Here is a 17168-nt window from a genome sequence, read left to right as displayed (position 1 = left end):
GTGGTTACGTTCGACGCGACATTTTTGCTTTACCTGGTTGACGGATCAGCGGCCCCTCCAATCGACCCAGCTACCGGCTTGCCGGTAGAAAAGCATGTTGAGAGGGTTGAGTACCTGATAGAGCGGCTGTCGGAGGCCCGGGAGAGGATACTGATTCCGATGCCTGCGTTGAGCGAAATTCTTGTATGTGATCCAGAGTCGATCCCCGCATACATGAACCAGTTCGGAAACGGGAAACTATATGTTTTGGGGGAGTTCGACGCGCTGGCTGCCGTAGAGGTGGGCTACATGACCTTCCAAGACGGGTGTATTCGTTCCATGCGGTTGAGCAACGAAACCAAGGCAAAGCTGAAGTACGACCGCCAGATTCTTGCCATCTCGAAAGTAGCGGGCGTCAGCGCCATTTACTCAGACGACGGAAAGCTCTGCAGGAAGGCGGCTCAAAATGGCATCAAGGCATTCGGCGTCCACGAACTGCCCCCGCGCCCACCGGAGAAACAAGGAGCCCTTGATCTCCGGGTTTCGGATTAGCTTCATGGTTAAGAATTCTGATCACGCATCACGCACAGATGACGTTCTCCGCCGCATGCTGAGCACGCCGCCCGACCCGAAGAAGGGAAAGGCCAAGAAGCCCGCAAAGAAGAAGCCCGCCAAATAGGCGGGCTTTCTCGTTATTCGAGGAAACGAACATGGACAGCACCGATTTACGCGAGCGAGCTTTGGCCCATGCGGCGGCTACAGTTCAGGGAACGCCTGACGAGATTGTTGCCGCCGCCGAGAAGTACTTTCGCTTTATCGCTGCCTCAGAGCTGAGTTCGCAATCGACTGGTTGCTCTTCTGAATCTCCGACAGCGCCTTAGCGATGTGCTGCAAGTTGGCCAGTATCGCTGACGAGTTTCTTGCGATTTCCTCAAGCGCGGCGGCTTGCCGCTGTTCTGGTGAGTCGTTGACCTTCGCTGTGAACATCTAGTCGTCTCCTTTTCGCGCGGCGGCTCAGCCTGCGCGCGGCAGCATACTCCCGACTGACGGGTTTGTCAGGTATATAACTCCGTTTCTTTTGGCTACTTTTCTTTGCACAAGCAAAGAAAAGTAGCTCGCCCGGCAGGGGAAGCGAAAACCCGCAAAGAAGAACCGCGTCCTCAGGCAAACACGATCGTCTTGTTGCCGTTGACGATGATCCGATCCTCCACATGCCAGCGCACCGCCCGCGCCAATACCTGGCGCTCGAGATCGCGCCCCAGATCGCGCAGGTCCGGCACCTCGTGCCGATGCGAGACCCGGGCCGTGTCCTGCTCGATGATCGGCCCCTGATCGAGATCGGCAGTGACGTAGTGCGCCGTCGCACCGATCAGCTTCACCCCGCGGTCCGAGGCCTGCTGGTACGGATCGGCGCCGGCGAAGGCCGGCAGGAAGCTGTGATGGATGTTGATGATGCGGCGTGGCCACCGGGCCACGAAGTCCGCCGACAGGATGCGCATGTAGCGCGCCAGTACGAGGACGTCGGCTTGCCCGTGCAGCAGGGCCTGCATGCGTGCTTCGGCGTCGGCATGGGTGGCCGCATCGATCGGCACGTGCTCGAAGCGCACGCCGAAGCGCTCCACAGCCTCGCGCAGATCGGGGTGATTGGAAATCACCACAGGCACTTCCACCCGCAGCTCGCCGCGCTGCCAGCGCCACAGCAGTTCCATCAGGGCGTGGTCGTGCCTGGACACGAGGATCGCCATGCGCGGCCGGTCGGCGGCGTAACTGATGTGCCACTGCATGTCGAAACGCCGGCCGACGACGTCGCCGAAGGCCTGCTGCAGCGTCGCGCGCGACACGTCGAGATTCGGTGTCTGGAACTCCAGGCGCATGAAGAAGCGACCGCCTTCGGGGTCGGTCGAGTGCTGGTCGAGCTCGGTGACGTTGACGCCGTGGTGATACAGGAACGTCGTCACGGCCGAAACGATGCCGGGACGGTCCGGGCAGTCGATCAGCAGGCGGGCGGTGGTATCGGCTTGCGTGCTCACGGAAGGCATCCAGGCCGCGACGGTGCGGGGGCGCTGTTATAGCGGCCGGCGCCGCGATTGGCGAGCGTCCCCGCCGAACCGCTAGGTCTTCAGCAAGGCCTTGAGCGCCGCCGCCTGCTCGGGAAACCAGGGGCCATTCGCCTTGAGCGTGGCGCCCACGACACGACGTGCCTCGTCTTCGCGATCCAGCGCCAGCAGGGCACGCACGCGCTGTTCGGCTACCTGCAGGCGGTTGACGCCGTAGGCATGCTGCGCCGCCTGCTCGAGAAACGGCAGCGCCGCAGCGGGCTCGCCGCGCGCCAGCAGGCTGCGACCGTGCCGGAAGGCGTAGACGTAGTCCTGCGGCCAGGCGTCGATCAGCGCCGGCATCAGCGCGTCGAGCGCGGTGTAGTTGTCCGTGAGCCGCGCCAGTTGCTCGACGTAGACGCGCAGGTTGTCGGCCAGGTTGCGGTCGCGGTCGAGCGCGCCGCCAAGCCGGCGTTCGACGTCGGCGGTCGCCCGCTGCAGCAGTGCGGCCTGCGCCTCGGTGTCGCCGAGTGCGGACTGCAGCTGTGTCATCGTCAGCACCACCGAGCGCTCGTCCGCGCAGCGCGCTTCGCCGAAAGCCCCCTGCTCCACCAGCTGCGCCATCGCTTCGCGCTGGACGAGCAGGCGTTCGCGGGACGGCGCTTGCCGCTCGGCGCAGCCGAGATAGCGACCCAGTTCGTAGGCGCGGGCGCAGCCCAGATCGCCGGTCAGCGCCGCCTCGCCGGCCTGCAGGCAGGCCTCGGCGTCACCCCCCTGGGCAGCCGCGAGAAAGCGCAGCCGCGCGAGCCATCCGGCCGCGGCCGGATCGGCGTCCAGTGCGGCGCGCACGTCGTCGTCGCGGCTCGCATGCCAGGCGAGCGCGTCGGCAGCGTCGTAGCGCGCGTGCCAGGACGCCAGCAGCTGGCGCGCCGCAGCCACGGCCGCCGCGTCCGCCCCGTCTGCGGCCTGCGCCAGCGCGTCGAGGTCCGAGCCACGTGCCAGCATCTCGTCGAGTGCCGCGTAGAACGCCTCGCGCGTCTGCTCGCCGAGGATGCGACCGATCTCGTCACCCTCGGCATCGAGCACGAGATAGCTCGGCAACGCGCGGATGCCGTAGCGCGCCTTGAGCGCCGCGCCCTGCGTCGCATCGGCATCCACTTCGACCACGACCGCGCGATCATGCACGGCGGTCCACTGCGGACCGGTCATGACGTGGGTCGCCATGTAGTAGCAGGAGTAGCACCAGGGCGCGTGGAATTCGACCAGCAGCGGCTGGCGACGCTCGCGCGCCAGCTCGCCGGCCTCTTCGAACGACAGCTTCTGCGTCGCGACGGCCGCGGCCGGCTCGACCGCTGCCGCCGGCGGCGGTGACGGCGTCCTGTCGCAGGCGGCGAGCGAGAGCACCGCGCAGAGCATCAGGCGACGCATCAGGGCGCCTCCGCGGCCTCGTCGGCTGCCTCGTCCGCCATCCCGGTGTCACCCATCGTTGCCTTTGCGTCGGACGGTTCCAGCGGCGGCAGCGTGCCCGCCTGCTTCGGCGGCGTGCTGTAGTAGGCGATGCGCGCCACGTAGGGCTTGCCGGTATCCGGATTCGGAATGTTCGACAGCCCGCGGTACTCGAGCAGCTTGCGGGTTTCCGGGTCGTAGCTCAGTTCGAGAGGATCGACCAGGAAGCGCAGCAGCGAATCGGGCTCGACCAGGAAACGCGCAGTCGGCCGACCCTCGAAGCTGCCGTCGTCGATGCGTCGCGCGCGGAACTTGAACTGGTCGAGACTGCCGGCGGCCACCAGCCGCAGCTGGACGCGCTCGCGCTGCATCAGCGTGTCGAAGTTGTCGACGAGCACGTTGTGGAAGCCGGAGTCCGCGCAGGTCAGGCCGTTGCGATCGATGCGTCTGGTTTCCGGTTCGGCGCCAGCCTTGTCGCGGCGGGTGACGACGATCGGATCGCCATTGTCGGTGATGCCCTCGGCGTAGCCGCTGCCGTCGATCGTCAGCTCGAACAGCGGCACGTACGGATCTGCGCTGAAATCCAGCGGCTTGAAACCGATGCGGCTGCCGTCCGGACGGTAGTAGGCGATGCTGCCGCGCACCCACTTGCCGTCCTCGATCACCTGCTCGTGCACCTCGGTGTAGAGGTAGGCATCGCTCTTCAGGTCGAAGGCGTAGCCGTAGAAGCGGTTGGTCGTCGTTTCCGCCGCTGCAGGCAGCACGAGCAGCATTGCGATCACTCCCATCAGACGCGTCATGACAGCTCTCCTTGCGCGAGGCACCCGGTGCCCTGTTTAGCTCAGCGGCGCGCGAAACGGTAGTGCGCCACGCCCCATTCGTTGCCGCCGGAATAGCCGAACAGCTCGGCGACGGCCATGTAGAACATCCGCCAGCGCTGGAACCAGATCGCCGCCTGATCGGCCCCGTAGGCGTCGCGGAAAACAGCCATGATCCGCTCCCGGTTCGCATCCATGCCGGCGAGCCAGTGGTTCGAGGTGCGCTCGTAGTGCGTGCCGGACACCCACCACTGCTGCTCGATGCGCACGTCGTCCTGGAAGTTCAGCAGCAGATTCTCGCTGGGCATGGTGCCGCCGGTGAAGAAGTACTGGCTCATCCAGTCGGTCTGGTTGGCCACCTGGAAATGATAGGCCAGCAGCTTGTGCGCGAAGATGTGCACGAACAGCTTCGCCTCGGGCCGCATCCAGCGCGCGATCTTCGCGAGCAGCAGGCCGTAGTTCTTCATGTGCTCGAACATCTCGATCGACAGCACGCGGTCGAAGCCTGTCCCGAGCGCCGTCGAGGGGCCCGGCTCGATGCCGTCCGCCGGGAACTCGAAGTCGACGATGTTGCCGGTGACGATGCGCAGGTTCTTCAGCCCGCGCTCGGCGGCGCGCGCGAGGATGAACTGGCGCTGGCCGTGCGAGTTCGACAGGCCGACGACCTCGGACTTCGGAAAGCGTTCCGCCAGCCACAGCGACAGCGAGCCCCAGCCGCAGCCGACGTCGAGCATGCGCTGACCGTCGACCAGCTCGGCACGTTCGGCGTAGAGGTCCAGCATCCGCTCCTCGGCCTCGGCGAGCGTCTCGCTGCCGGTCGGATACAGCGCGCAGGAGTACTTCAGCCGCGGCCCGAGGTGCAGGTGAAAGAACTCGGCCGGGACCTCGTAGTGCTGCTCGTTGGCGGCCGACGTCTCGATCGCGATCGGGCTCGCGCGCAGTTCGGCGAGAAACCGGTTGAAGCGTTGCGACCGGATTTCGCCCTCCTGGTTGGCCTCGTCGACGAGGCGGCGCTTCATCAGCTGGCGCATGCCGATGCGCGCCAGAGCGTCCGGGACATAGCCGCGCTCGCACCAATCGATCACATTCATTCACATCGTCCTTGCAACGGGCAGCGGGCCGCGCACGGCCCGCCGATGATGACGGCCGGGTTCAGGCCTTCGGCGGCCAGGGAATCAGTGCGCTGGTCGAGCGCACGTAGGCGTCGTAGCCGGGCTTACGACGGCTCATCTCGGCCTCGAGCATCGGCACGCCGGACAGCTTGAGCAGCAGAAACGCCATGATCGCCGGCGCCGCCAGCGACACCCAGCCCCAGGGCGCACCGAGCGCGAGCGGCACGTAGGCCGCCCAGTGCACGCACTCGAAGAAGTAGTTCGGATGGCGCGAGTAGCGCCACAGACCGTCGCGGCAGACCGTGCCCTTGTTCGCGGGATTGGCGCGGAAGCGCTCCATCTGCCGGTCGGCGATGCCCTCGCCCGCGATCGACCCGAACCACAGCAGCACGGCCAGTCCGATGGCCCAGGCCGGCGGCATCGTGTCGCGATACGCCACCGGCGCGAAGGCACTGGCCGCGAGCATCAGCGTGAACACGTTCTGGAACTGGAAGAACCAGAACATCTTGCTGTCCGCGCCGGCGCCCCACTCCTTGCGCAGCTGGGCATAGCGCCAGTCCTCGGCCTTGCCGTGGTTGCGCACCCACAGGTGCCAGCCCAGGCGCAGGCCCCAGGCACCGCCCATCACCGCCACCAGCAGCCGCAGCACGGCCGGGGCGTCGCCGCACAGCGCGTACAGGCCGGCGAGTCCGCCGAGCGTCCACGCCCAGATCGCGTCGACCATGCCGGCATTGCGCGTGCGCAACTGCCACAGCCAGGCGCCGGTCTTGGCGGCGACGGCGACGAGGACACTCAAGGCGAAGGCGGCTGTCAGGCTCATGTCGGCAGGCAGCATGCAGGGGGAACGGGACGAAGAGTACGTGGTGTGAACGATACGTGCGCGAACCCGGACCGGATGAGCACTGCGTCAAGATCGACTACAGTGCGTGGCTGTGCGGCCCGGAAACGGGCCACTGGGAGAAGCCTTGAAGATTCTGCTGGTCGACGATCACGAGCTGTTTCGTGAAGGGATCAAGCTGCTGCTCGCGAACCTCGCCGAGTCCTGCGAGTTCGCCGAAGCGGCCGAACTGGCCAGTGCCCTGCAGCTGGCGACGCAGCAGCGCTTCGACATCGTGCTGCTCGATTTCCGCCTGCCCGGCCCCAGCGGCTTCGAGGCATTGGCCGCCCTGAGGCTGGCAGCGGAGGCGGCGAGCATCGTCGTGCTCTCGGGCGAGGACGACCCGGCCCTGATCCGCCGCGTGATCGACGAAGGCGCCGCGGGCTTCATCCCCAAGGCCTCCAGCCACGCGATGATGATGGCCGCGCTGCGGCTGATCATCGCCGGCGGCACCTACCTGCCGCCGCACGTCCTGAGCATCGACGCCCGCCCGGAGAACGACGGCGGCAACAACAGCGAGGCCCCGACCACGGCCCACCTCACCGAGCGCCAGCGCGAAACGCTGCGGCTGACGATGCAGGGCAAGTCCAACAAGGTGATCGCGCGCGAGATGGACGTCTCCGAGGCGACGGTCAAGGCACATCTCGCCGCCGCGTTCCGCGCGTTGGGCGTGCACAACCGCACCGAGGCCGTCTACGTGGCGGCGCGCCTGGGAATCTCCGGCTAGGGGCGTCCGGGCGCGCTTGTCGCCATCCCGCCTTTGCCCTGCAGGGCCTCAGCGGATACGCAGCCGCTCGACGATACGGCCGTTGACGAGGTGTTCGTCGACGATCTCGTCGATGTCCTCCTCGTCGATGTAGGTGTACCAGACCGCCTCGGGGTAGACCACGACGCAGGGGCCCAGCTCGCAGCGGTCCAGGCAGCCGGCCTGGTTGATGCGCACCTGTCCCGGCCCGGCGAGTCCGGCCTTCTTGACCCGCTTCTTGGCGTAGTCGCGCAGCTCGCTCGCGCCCTTGTCGTTGCAGCAGACGCGCTCGCCCGGCGGCCGCTGGTTGCAGCAGAAGAAGACGTGATGCCGGTAGAAGCTCGCCGGTTCGCTCATTGCGCGCCGAAGGTGTAGGACAGGTTGATCGCGGTGAAGGTATCGGTCTCGTCGGTGCCGTCGGGCACGTCGGAGTTGTAGCGCACCGTGTACGAGATCGACGCGAACAGGTTGCCGACGATCGACAGCTTGAGCTCGGCGAGCGACTCGACGAAGGTGTTCGATTCGCCTGACTCGAGCTTCACGCCCTCGCTGAATTCGCTGGTCTCGGACAGCTTCCACGTATACAGCGCCGAGCCGCGGTAGATCAGGTCGTCGTCGCGCAACCCGGTGACATTCTCCTCGGACTGCCGCGCACCGGCACCGATCTCGGCCTCGAGAAAATGCGTCGGCCCGACCAGCACCTTGCGACCGTAGCCCACCGTCTCCGAGGTGCGCTCGCGGATACCGCCGAACAGGTCCTTTTCCCAGTCCAGCGACGCGAACACGTAGTTGCGCTCGCTGAAGTTCCAGTCGAGCTTGTCCGAGGCGGCATAGCGCTCCGCGGTGGTCTCGTCCTGGTCGGTGCTGTAGGTGCTCAGCGCCTTGAAGCTGTTCTTCCAGCTCGCCGCGGTGTAGTCCAGCGCCAGCTTGCCGTTGAGCGATTCCGTGCTCGTGTTGCCGGAAGTTCCGAGATACCCCAGGCCCACTTCGCCGGACCACTGGGCGGATGCGGGGGCGGCGGCGAGAACGGCGATCAGGCAGGCACAGCGACGGAACATCATGACTCCGGTTTCAAGTGGATACGCCAGGGCGCGCGCCATTATAGGCGGCGCGACCCGCACGACCGGCGTGTCTAGGGTGCAGATGCCGGTGCGGGGGTGGACACGGCTGCGAGCTTGCCCAGCTGCGACTCCAGCCGCAGCAGCATCAGCTCCGCCATCTCCGTCTGGATGAACGCCCGCAGCCGCGCCTCCTCGGCCTCCTTGGCCAGCACCTGCTCGGGCTGGAAGCTGTAGTCGCGGGTCAGCCGCAGCGAATCCGGACCGGCGAGCATGCGGCCGTCGCGAAACACCTGGTACTGCACGCTGGTCACCAGCCGGAACTCCAGCGCCTTGCCGTCGATGCCCACCGAGAGCACCTCGCGCGTCTCCTCCAGCTCGGACAGGCGAATCACGGCGGTTCCCGGCGCGGTCTCGCCGCGCACGTCGGCGCCGCGTCGCTGCAGGATCGCGCGCAGCGCCGTTTCCAGCGGCGGCTGCACGACCTGGTAGGGCGCAATGACGTTGATGTAGACGCGCTGCAGCGGCTCCGGCAGCGGTCGCGTGCCCGCCAAGTGGAAGCCGCAGGCGGACAGCAACGACAAGCTGCCGAGCAGCAAGACCATCGAAGCGGAAAGGTGCAGACGCGTCATCGAGCGTCAGCCTACACCACGAAGTTCACGAGCTTGCCGGGAACCACGATCTGCTTCCTGATCGCCTGTCCGTCGATGAAGCGCTGCACGTTCTCGTCGGCCAGCGCCACCGCAAGAATCTCGTCCTTGCCCGCCGAGGCCGGCACGCGGATGTTGGCGCGCAGCTTGCCGTTGACCTGGACGACGATCGCCAGCTCGTCCTTCTGCAGCGCGGATTCGTCTACCGTCGGCCACCGCTGCGCGAGCAGATCGTCGGTGCCGCGCAGCGCCTGCCACAGGGCGTGGCACACGTGCGGCACGATGGGCTGCAGCATCAGCGTCACCGCCTCCCAGACTTCCTGCAATACGGCACGCGACTGCGCGCCATCGTCCGGCAGACGCGCGGCCTCGTTGATCAGTTCCATCACCGCGGCGATCGCCGTGTTGAAGGTCTTGCGCCGGCCGTAGTCGTCGCCGACCTTGGCAAGGGTCTCGTGCAGCTTGCGCCGCAGCGCCTTCTGCTCCGCATTCAGCGCGTTCTTGTCGAGCGTCGGCGCCGCACTGGCGCTGACATGCTGGTGCACGCCGCGCCACAGCCGGCGCAGGAAGCGCGATGCGCCTTCGACGCCGTCGTCACGCCACTCCAGCGACGCGTCCGGCGGCGCCGCGAACATCGCGAACAGGCGCACGGTGTCGGCGCCGTAGGCGTCGATCAGCGATTGCGGATCGACACCGTTGTTCTTGGACTTGGACATCTTCTCGACGCCGCCGATGATCACCGGCGCGCCGTCGGCCTTCAGCTTCGCGGCGAGCGGCTGGCCCTTGGCATCGAGTTCCAGTTCCACGTCGGCCGGATTGATCCACAGCTTCTTGCCGCCATCCTCGCGGTAGTAGGTCTCCTTGACCACCATGCCCTGCGTCAGCAGGTTCGCGAACGGCTCACCCGACGCGAGCATGCCCTCGTCGCGCATCAGCTTGTGGAAGAAGCGGGCATACAGCAGGTGCAGGATCGCGTGCTCGATGCCGCCGATGTACTGGTCCACCGGCAGCCAGTAGTTGGCGCGCTGGTCGAGCATCTGCTCGTCGTTGTCCGGGCAGGCATAGCGCGCGTAGTACCAGCTCGACTCCATGAAGGTGTCGAAGGTGTCGGTCTCGCGCTCGGCCGGGCCACCGCAGCTCGGGCACGTCGTCTTGCGCCAGTCGGGATCGGCCTTGATCGGCGACTGCACCCCGGTGAAGGCCACATCCTCGGGCAGCACGACCGGCAACTGGTCCTCCGGCACCGGCACCGCGTCGCACTTGGCGCAGTAGATCACCGGGATCGGGCAGCCCCAGTAGCGCTGGCGCGACACGCCCCAGTCGCGCAGGCGGAAATTCACGCGGCGCTGCCCCTGCCCCGTGCTTTCGAAGTGCCGCGCCATCGCCTCGAAGGCCTGGGTGTAGTCCAGCCCGTCGAATTGCCCGGAGTTGATCACGCGCATCCCGGGATGCGTCTTGTCGGCGTACCAGTCCTGCCAGCGCGTGGCGTCGTAAGACTCGTCGCCGACGGCGATGACCTGCCTGATCGGCAGTCCGTACTTGAGCGCGAAGGCGAAGTCGCGCTCGTCGTGCCCGGGCACCGCCATGACCGCGCCGGTGCCGTAGCCCATCAGCACGAAGTTGGCGACCCACACGGGCACCTGCTCGCCGGAGATCGGGTGCACGGCGCTGATGCCCAGCGGCATGCCCTTCTTCTCCATCGTCTCCATGTCGGCTTCGGCGACACCGGAGCGCGAGGCGTCCTGGATGAAGGCCGCCAGCGCCGGGTTGTTCGCCGCCGCCTTCAGTGCCAGCGGATGCTCCGCCGCAACGGCGACATAGGTCACGCCCATCAGCGTGTCCGGGCGCGTCGTGTACACCGTCAATGGCTCGGCCTCACCCTCGATCGCGAACTGCAGCTCCAGGCCTTCCGAGCGGCCGATCCAGTTGCGCTGCATGGTCTTGACCGCGTCCGGCCAGCCGTCGAGCGTGTCGAGATCGTCGAGCAGCTCCTGCGCGTAGGCGGTGATCTTCAGGAACCACTGCGGGATTTCCTTGCGCTCGACCACCGCGCCGGAGCGCCAGCCGCGCCCGTCGACCACCTGCTCGTTGGCGAGCACGGTCTGGTCCACCGGGTCCCAGTTCACCACCGCGTTCCGGCGGTAGACCAGGCCCTTCTTCATCAAGCGCGTGAACAGCAGCTGTTCCCAGCGGTAGTAGTTCGGCCGGCAGGTGTCGACGCGCCGCGACCAGTCGTAGGCGAAGCCCAGCCGCTGCAGCTGGTTCACCATGTAGTCCATGTTGGCGTAGGTCCACTTCGCCGGCTGGGTGTCGTTGGCAATGGCCGCGTTCTCGGCCGGCAGGCCGAAGGCATCGAAACCCATCGGCTGCAGCACGTTCTTGCCGAGCATGCGCTGGTAGCGGCTGATCACGTCGCCGATCGTGTAGTTGCGCACGTGCCCCATGTGCAGCTTTCCGCTGGGGTACGGGAACATCGACAGGCAGTAGAACTTCTCGCGCGTCGGGTCCTCGCTGACCTCGAAGGCGCGTGTTCGCGCCCAGGCGGCCTGGACCGATTCTTCGACGTCAGCGGGGGAATACTGCTCTTGCATGGGCGGGTCGCGGCGGGAACGAAAAAAGGCGGCAAGTTTACCAGCCGGCGGCCTGTGGGCCCTTGGGCGAAGTGGGCCGGCGCCCCGGAAGTTCGTCTCCCACAGCCCCTCTCCCGCCCGGGGGAGAGGAAACCGCTCAGCTCAAGCCCATCGCCGGATCGCTGACCGAGTCGCGGCCGGTCTCGACGCGCCCGGCATAGCGGCGCAGGAAGTCCGGGGCCTCGTCGACGGTGACGCTGAAGTCGTACCAGGCGCCGCTGCTGGCCAGCGACCACAGGTGCTCGACCGTCTCGCCGGGCGCGACGGTGGACTGCCAAGGGCCGTCGTCGCGGTAGGCATTGGCCACGACGGTGAACGTGCAGGCGGTGTCGCCGTCGTTGCGCAGCTTGAGCTGCAGGTCGCCATTGGCGATGTCGTAGCAGGCCTGCACCTCGGGCGCCGCACCGCCCACCGTGAGCGCGGGATGACGGACGTGCCGGTGAAAGCCGTTGGGGCCGAGCACCCACAGGTCATGCGCGCCGAACGCGCGTATCCACGTGTGGCGCAGCGTCTTTCCCGGCTCGACCGCATAGCGGTGCGGCACGCCGTCCGGATCGTTGCGATCGTAGACGTGGAAGACCGCGCCGGCGCCGCCGGTATTGCCGAACACCAGTTCCAGCCCGTTCAGGCCGTCGCTGCGCGAGGTCACGAACAGCTCGTACGGCAGGGCGCGCGACGGTCGCACGCCAGGTTCCTGCTGCGGTCGCGTGCCGGCGTCGCCGACCGGTGCCGGGATCTGCGCCAGCGCTTCCTGTGCGGCGCGCAACGCGTCGGCCTCGTCGCGGCTCAGCGCCGGCAACGCCGGGAAGGCCTCGTCGTTCGGGTTGCGGAAGTTGAAGCAGGACGTGAGGTCGCCCATGAACGCGCGCCGGTACGGCGTGATGTTGGGCTCGGCGACACCGAAGCGCGCTTCCAGGAAGCGGATGATCGAGGTGTGGTCGAAGGTCTGCGAGTTGACCCAGCCGCCGCGGCTCCACGGCGAGATGACATACATCGGCACGCGCGGGCCGGGGCCGAAGCAGCTGCCGACGAAGGTTGGATCGTTGGCGTACGGACCGAGCTGGTAGCGCTCGCTACGGTCGTCCACCGTAGCCGCGCCGGCAAGCGCGCCCGTGAGCAGCGCGCCGCTGTCGTAGGACGGGGCGCAGGGCGGCGGCAGGTGATCGAAGAAGCCGTCGTTCTCGTCGAACATCACCAGCAGCACCGTGCGCGCCCAGACCTCCGGGTTGGCGATCAGCGCCCCGATGGTCTCCTGCAGGTACCAGCCGCCCTGTACCGGGCTCGACGGCCCGGTGTGCTCCGAGTACGCCGCCGGACCGACGATGTACGACACCTGCGGCAACCGGTCGGCGAGCACGTCGTCGCGCAGGGCGTCGAAGCTGCCGGCGCGCATCGTCGTGCTCACACCCTTGAGCAGCGGATGGCCCGGCTCGCTCTCGCGCCGGTCCCAGGCGAGGCGGAAGTTGCGGAAGCCTTCGAGCGAGTTGTCGGTGAAGTTGTCGTCCATGTCCTGGTAGACCTTCCAGGACACACCGGCGGCTTCCAGGCGCTCGGCGTAGGTCGTCCAGGTGAAACCCTCTTCCGGCGGGCCGAGATTGTCGTTGTCGTTGTACAGGCGCGGGCCGCCGCCGGTGCCGAAGGGATCGTTCCAGCCGGTGAACATGAACAGCCGGTTGGGATTGGTGTTGCCGTGGAACGAGCAGTGATAGGCGTCGCACACCGTGAACGCATCCGCCAGCGCGAACTGGAACGGCAGTTCCGCGCGCCGGTAGTAGCCCATCGACTGGTCTTCCTTGAACGTGGGCCAGCGCCCGAAGCGCCCCTTGTTCCAGGCAGGCACCGAATCGGCCCAGCCGTGCGGCGTGCCTTCCACGCGCTGCGCATTGCCCGTGCTGCCGTCGAGGTGGTACGGGCGGATGATCTCGCCGCGCAGGTTGCGCTGTTCCCAGACCGTACGACCGCCGCTCTGCGGCACGGTGAAGCGGTCGCCGAAGCCGCGCACGCCGCGCATCGTGCCGAAGTAGTGATCGAAGCTGCGGTTCTCCTGCATCAGGATCACCACGTGCTCCACGTCCATGATCGTGCCGCTGCGCGTGGCGGCCGGAATCGCCAGCGCCTCGCGCAGCACCTGCGGCAACAGCGACGCGGCGGCGGCCGAGGTGCCGGCCAGCTTCAGGAAACGGCGACGGTCCATCGTGCTCATGAACGCACCCCCTCGCCGGTCGTCCGCGATGCGGGCGCGCAGTCCGACGAAGCGATATCCACATCCGCGCCCGGCGCGCAGCGCATCACCGGCGTCACCGGACCGGCGTCCGGGCCCGGTGCGGGGGTCGGGCCGGGGTTCGGACCGGCAAGCGGATCGGAGCCACCGCAGGCCGCCAGCCCGGCGAGCAAGACCGCGGCGCCTACCGCCGCGGCTGCCCTTCTCCCTTTCGCCGGCACATGGCCGGCGCTCCCCGCCCCCAGCTTCCCCTGCATGCCCCCGCTCTCCGTGCTGCATCGGCGCGGCAGCCGCGCCATGAAGGCGGCGAGCATAGGCAGCGGAAACGACAAGTCCATGACGGCGCGGCACTTTGCGCCGCCTGTGCACAAGGCTGTGCGCAAGCCTCTGGACAGCCCCCCGCAGAAGCGGTGAATCGGCCCCCTGAATACCTGTGCGCAAACACGGGACAGGCTGTGCCAATCACTATATGTAGCGGCTCGTTTAGACGAATATCACTACAGGTAGTGCAGACCTCTTGACGCGCTACGCCCACAGGCGCACTCTTGCCCCATGCGCTGTCGCCGTCACGGGACAGCCGTCCGCGGCGCTCCGCGAGACCGCCACGGCCGTCAACGCTGGGGAGAACGAGCGCCCGAACACCACCCGATCGGACCGTATGGCAGAAGCCGTGACCGGCAATGGCCAGGGCGATCCTTTCGGTTTTGCGCAGCCGCCGCGACGCCAATACACCGACCGGACAGCGACGTCCGGACGCACACGAACGAAGGAGTTACACCGATGCTGAGCTGGGACGACACGCCGGGCACCACCACCCCCGAACCGATGACGGCCACCGCGCCCGCGCACAAGCCGGCGACCAAACCCGCGCCGCATCCCGCCGTGATCCAGCAGGCCGTGAGCGACAGCCCCGCCGCCGGCGCCACCGGCCTTGAGAACCTGGAGATGGGCGCACGCCGCATCCAGGTGGACGACAAGAAGATCATCAACTGCCGCGCCGACCTCAACCAGCTCGTCCCGTTCAAGTACAAGTGGGCCTGGGACAAGTACCTGAGCGCCTGCAACAACCACTGGATGCCGCAGGAAATCAACATGTCCGCGGACATCGCCCTGTGGCAGGACCCCAACGGCCTGACCGAGGACGAGCGCACCATCATCAAGCGCTCGCTCGGCTTCTTCTCCACCGCCGACTCGCTGGTGGCGAACAACCTCGTGCTCGCCGTCTACCGCCACCTGACCAACCCCGAGTGCCGCCAGTACCTGCTGCGCCAGGCCTTCGAGGAGGCGATCCACACCCACGCCTACCAGTACTGCATCGAGAGCCTGGGCCTGGACGAGGCCGAGGTGTTCAACATGTACCGCGAGATCCCGTCCATCCACGACAAGGCCGCGTGGAGCCTGCCGTACACGCAGAGCCTCGCCGACCAGGACTTCCACACCGGCACGCCCGAGGCCGACCAGCGCCTGCTGCGCGACCTCATCGCCTTCTACGTCGTCTTCGAAGGCATCTTCTTCTACGTGGGCTTCGTGCAGCTGCTCAGCTTCGGCCGCCGCAACAAGATGGTCGGCACCTCCGAGCAGATCCAGTACATCATGCGCGATGAATCCATGCACATGAACTTCGGCATCGACGTGATCAACCAGATCAAGGTCGAAAACCCGCACCTGTGGACCGCCGAATTCCAGAAGGAAGTGGGCGCGATGATCCGCGAAGCCACCGAACTCGAAATCCGCTACGCCCACGACACCATGCCCCGCGGCGTGCTCGGCCTCAACGCCAGCATGTTCAACGAGTACATGAAGTACATCGCCAACCGCCGTTGCGCCCAGATCGGCATCCCCGCCCTCTACCCCGCCGCGGAAAACCCGTTCCCGTGGATGAGCGAAGTGATGGACCTCAAGAAGGAGAAGAACTTCTTCGAGACGCGGGTGACGGAGTATCAGACGGGTGGGGCGTTGAGCTGGGATTGATTGAGTACGTGCGCGCAGCATCAGCAGTGGTCATTGGGATAACTGCGCGATGAGCGGCGAACAGCATCTCCCCGGCGAGCAGTTCGAGGACGAGTTTTACAAAAAGCTCGATCGATTCCTGTCGCCATCACAGCCGATTCAAAGCATTGAGCATTTGAAAGGCCGCGATACGGAGTTGAGGCGAGTCCAGGAGGCTCTAAAAACGCCGGGGAGACACGTTTTCATTTTCGGTGCAGCCGGCGTCGGCAAGACCTCGCTCGCGTCGACCGCAGCTTTCCTTGCTCATCCCACAGACACCGATCCGCCGATCGTAAGCTGCGATCCAAACACCTCTGCAATGGAGTTTTTCGAGCTCGCTGCGAGAAAACTCGGCAACATATCTCTTCGACTACAACGCAGCACAGGTTCCTTCGGGGGAGCTTTAGGTCTCGGCGGTTTTCGCCTGAAATCCGAACAGAGCGATGAGGTTGTGCCCACTCGTTTACCTCGTTCTATTGATGAAGCGGTATCGCAAATTCAAGAGATCGTCGGCAGCCGGGCCGATGATTTAGTCCTAATCGTCGATGAGTTTGATCGACCAAACGACACTGCCTTTCGCACACTGTTCGGAGACTTCATCAAGCAACTCTCAGATCGGCGTGTGCCGGTTCGCCTGATCGTATGCGGCGTCGCCACATCGCTTGAACAGTTACTTTCTGGTCACACATCTGCATTTCGCTATGTCCGCGATGTCGAACTCGACCGCCTCAGCTTCCAAGCCAGAATCGACATCATTGAGTCAGCGGCAGCAGCTGTTGGGTTCGAGCTGGATAGAGGTTTCGTCTACAGAATCTGCCATCTAAGTGATGGTTTTGCGCATTTCGTACATTTAGTTACACGGCAGCTTTTCCTGAAGATGCGAGATGCTGAAACCAAAGTCGCGAGAGTCCAGGAATTCAACGCTGCCGTACGGTGCGCAATTCAAGAGGTGAACGTCACCCTCAGAATTGCATACCAGAAGGCAACTGAGAAGTACTCCACAAAAGACGAATACGAAGCAGTGTTGTGGGGTTTAGCTGACTCTCCGGAGCTTAAGCGTCGATCAACAGATATCTTTGAATCCGCGAACAGAATTCGCGTGAAGCTCCTTCGCGATGAGATTGCCCGAAGGACATTCAATACTCGACTGAACAGTCTGAAGAAAGACTCTCATGGAGAAATAGTAGTCGGCTCGAGAGCTGGCGGGTACGAGTTCCGACAGACCATGATGCGAGGCTATTGCCGCCTCCGGGCTGAGCAGAACGATGTGGTACTCGACGCCGACACCTTTAATGAGCATGGAGAAAAAGCTGGGGCATTTGGGAGCAGGCCGCAGTTCTGAGCCATCCAGCATCTGCGAACTATTCGGGGACAGACCGCAACTTCGTCATGTCGATCAACTCACTGAGTTTTCAGGAGTTCCAATCGCGGTACGAAGCTGCGTTTCCCGACAGCGATCCGCCTGCAGGCCAGTGGGAACGATACGGCCTCTACGCAGCGCTGTTGGGCATTCGACGTTACCCCGTCATTGAGTAGCACGGTGATTTAGAGTCCGACCCAAGACTAGGAGGTCGGACGTGAAGAAGCGGTACAGCGAAGAGCAGATC

General features: G+C 65.7%; 15 protein-coding genes. 4 read left to right on the top strand and 11 right to left on the bottom strand.

Annotated elements, in window-relative coordinates:
- Positions 1-531 (top strand): hypothetical protein, encoded by a 531-nt coding sequence (locus tag C8D93_RS11600; protein ID WP_110265367.1) that lies wholly within the window; start codon positions 1-3, stop codon positions 529-531.
- 261 nt (positions 532-792) lie between these two features.
- On the opposite strand, the gene C8D93_RS20710 is transcribed toward C8D93_RS11600, so the two are convergent.
- From C8D93_RS20710 to C8D93_RS11575, 6 genes are all read right to left on the bottom strand, one after another.
- Positions 793-966: a hypothetical protein gene (locus tag C8D93_RS20710; protein ID WP_170124005.1), complete on the bottom strand. Its 174-nt coding sequence runs from the start codon at positions 964-966 to the stop codon at positions 793-795.
- A gap of 173 nt (positions 967-1139) precedes the next feature.
- Positions 1140-2018 carry a formyltetrahydrofolate deformylase gene (purU, locus tag C8D93_RS11595; protein ID WP_110265366.1) on the bottom strand — a complete coding sequence of 293 codons (879 nt, stop codon included), beginning with the start codon at positions 2016-2018 and terminating at the stop codon, positions 1140-1142.
- A gap of 72 nt (positions 2019-2090) precedes the next feature.
- Entirely contained in the window at positions 2091-3443 is a 1353-nt protein-coding gene (locus C8D93_RS11590) for a thioredoxin family protein (protein ID WP_110265365.1), read from the bottom strand.
- Positions 3443-4261, bottom strand: a complete 819-nt coding sequence (locus C8D93_RS11585; RefSeq protein WP_146216581.1) for a hypothetical protein — start codon at positions 4259-4261, stop codon at positions 3443-3445. The genes C8D93_RS11590 and C8D93_RS11585 overlap by 1 nt, the downstream gene beginning before the upstream one ends.
- 41 nt (positions 4262-4302) lie before the next feature.
- On the bottom strand, positions 4303-5370 hold the full coding sequence (locus C8D93_RS11580) for an SAM-dependent methyltransferase (RefSeq protein ID WP_110265363.1): 1068 nt from the start codon (positions 5368-5370) through the stop codon (positions 4303-4305).
- A gap of 61 nt (positions 5371-5431) precedes the next feature.
- Positions 5432-6211 (bottom strand): DUF1295 domain-containing protein, encoded by a 780-nt coding sequence (locus C8D93_RS11575; protein WP_110265565.1) that lies wholly within the window; start codon positions 6209-6211, stop codon positions 5432-5434.
- 145 nt (positions 6212-6356) lie between these two features.
- Here C8D93_RS11575 and C8D93_RS11570 point away from each other — a divergent pair, with 145 nt between their 5' ends.
- Positions 6357-6995, top strand: a complete 639-nt coding sequence (locus tag C8D93_RS11570; protein ID WP_146216580.1) for a response regulator — start codon at positions 6357-6359, stop codon at positions 6993-6995.
- 48 nt (positions 6996-7043) lie between these two features.
- Here C8D93_RS11570 and C8D93_RS11565 read toward each other — a convergent pair whose 3' ends face one another.
- From C8D93_RS11565 to C8D93_RS11545, 5 genes are all read right to left on the bottom strand, one after another.
- Positions 7044-7370: a (2Fe-2S) ferredoxin domain-containing protein gene (locus tag C8D93_RS11565; RefSeq protein ID WP_110265361.1), complete on the bottom strand. Its 327-nt coding sequence runs from the start codon at positions 7368-7370 to the stop codon at positions 7044-7046.
- Positions 7367-8071: a DUF481 domain-containing protein gene (locus C8D93_RS11560; RefSeq protein ID WP_110265564.1), complete on the bottom strand. Its 705-nt coding sequence runs from the start codon at positions 8069-8071 to the stop codon at positions 7367-7369. The genes C8D93_RS11565 and C8D93_RS11560 overlap by 4 nt, the downstream gene beginning before the upstream one ends.
- 74 nt (positions 8072-8145) lie before the next feature.
- Entirely contained in the window at positions 8146-8703 is a 558-nt protein-coding gene (locus C8D93_RS11555; protein WP_110265360.1) for an LPS-assembly lipoprotein LptE, read from the bottom strand.
- An 11-nt stretch (positions 8704-8714) separates the two neighbouring features.
- Positions 8715-11312: a leucine--tRNA ligase gene (gene leuS / locus C8D93_RS11550; protein ID WP_110265359.1), complete on the bottom strand. Its 2598-nt coding sequence runs from the start codon at positions 11310-11312 to the stop codon at positions 8715-8717.
- 136 nt (positions 11313-11448) lie between these two features.
- Positions 11449-13554: a phosphocholine-specific phospholipase C gene (locus C8D93_RS11545; RefSeq protein ID WP_110265358.1), complete on the bottom strand. Its 2106-nt coding sequence runs from the start codon at positions 13552-13554 to the stop codon at positions 11449-11451.
- Positions 13555-14352: 798 nt separating this feature from the next.
- Between C8D93_RS11545 and C8D93_RS11535 the strand changes: the two genes are divergently transcribed.
- Both C8D93_RS11535 and C8D93_RS11530 read left to right on the top strand, forming a co-directional pair.
- Positions 14353-15543, top strand: a complete 1191-nt coding sequence (locus tag C8D93_RS11535; RefSeq protein WP_110265356.1) for a ribonucleotide-diphosphate reductase subunit beta — start codon at positions 14353-14355, stop codon at positions 15541-15543.
- A 49-nt stretch (positions 15544-15592) separates the two neighbouring features.
- Positions 15593-16903 (top strand): ATP-binding protein, encoded by a 1311-nt coding sequence (locus C8D93_RS11530; RefSeq protein ID WP_110265355.1) that lies wholly within the window; start codon positions 15593-15595, stop codon positions 16901-16903.
- Positions 16904-17168 lie beyond the last annotated feature (265 nt).

The sequence above is a fragment of the Sinimarinibacterium flocculans genome, from assembly GCF_003201205.1.
In the GTDB taxonomy this organism is placed as follows: domain Bacteria; phylum Pseudomonadota; class Gammaproteobacteria; order Nevskiales; family Nevskiaceae; genus Solimonas; species Solimonas flocculans.
This window is presented reverse-complemented; position numbering and strand designations above follow the sequence as displayed.

Bases quoted from the DNA above. Each gene is read 5' to 3' on its own strand.
- C8D93_RS20710 (WP_170124005.1), bottom strand. From the start codon at position 966: ATGTTCACAGCGAAGGTCAACGACTCACCAGAACAGCGGCAAGCCGCC.
- purU (WP_110265366.1), bottom strand. From the start codon at position 2,018: ATGCCTTCCGTGAGCACGCAAGCCGATACCACCGCCCGCCTGCTGATC.
- C8D93_RS11590 (WP_110265365.1), bottom strand. From the start codon at position 3,443: ATGCGTCGCCTGATGCTCTGCGCGGTGCTCTCGCTCGCCGCCTGCGAC.
- C8D93_RS11585 (WP_146216581.1), bottom strand. From the start codon at position 4,261: ATGACGCGTCTGATGGGAGTGATCGCAATGCTGCTCGTGCTGCCTGCA.
- C8D93_RS11580 (WP_110265363.1), bottom strand. From the start codon at position 5,370: ATGAATGTGATCGATTGGTGCGAGCGCGGCTATGTCCCGGACGCTCTG.
- C8D93_RS11575 (WP_110265565.1), bottom strand. From the start codon at position 6,211: ATGAGCCTGACAGCCGCCTTCGCCTTGAGTGTCCTCGTCGCCGTCGCC.
- C8D93_RS11565 (WP_110265361.1), bottom strand. From the start codon at position 7,370: ATGAGCGAACCGGCGAGCTTCTACCGGCATCACGTCTTCTTCTGCTGC.
- C8D93_RS11560 (WP_110265564.1), bottom strand. From the start codon at position 8,071: ATGTTCCGTCGCTGTGCCTGCCTGATCGCCGTTCTCGCCGCCGCCCCC.
- C8D93_RS11555 (WP_110265360.1), bottom strand. From the start codon at position 8,703: ATGACGCGTCTGCACCTTTCCGCTTCGATGGTCTTGCTGCTCGGCAGC.
- leuS (WP_110265359.1), bottom strand. From the start codon at position 11,312: ATGCAAGAGCAGTATTCCCCCGCTGACGTCGAAGAATCGGTCCAGGCC.
- C8D93_RS11545 (WP_110265358.1), bottom strand. From the start codon at position 13,554: ATGAGCACGATGGACCGTCGCCGTTTCCTGAAGCTGGCCGGCACCTCG.
- C8D93_RS11535 (WP_110265356.1), top strand. From the start codon at position 14,353: ATGCTGAGCTGGGACGACACGCCGGGCACCACCACCCCCGAACCGATG.
- C8D93_RS11530 (WP_110265355.1), top strand. From the start codon at position 15,593: ATGAGCGGCGAACAGCATCTCCCCGGCGAGCAGTTCGAGGACGAGTTT.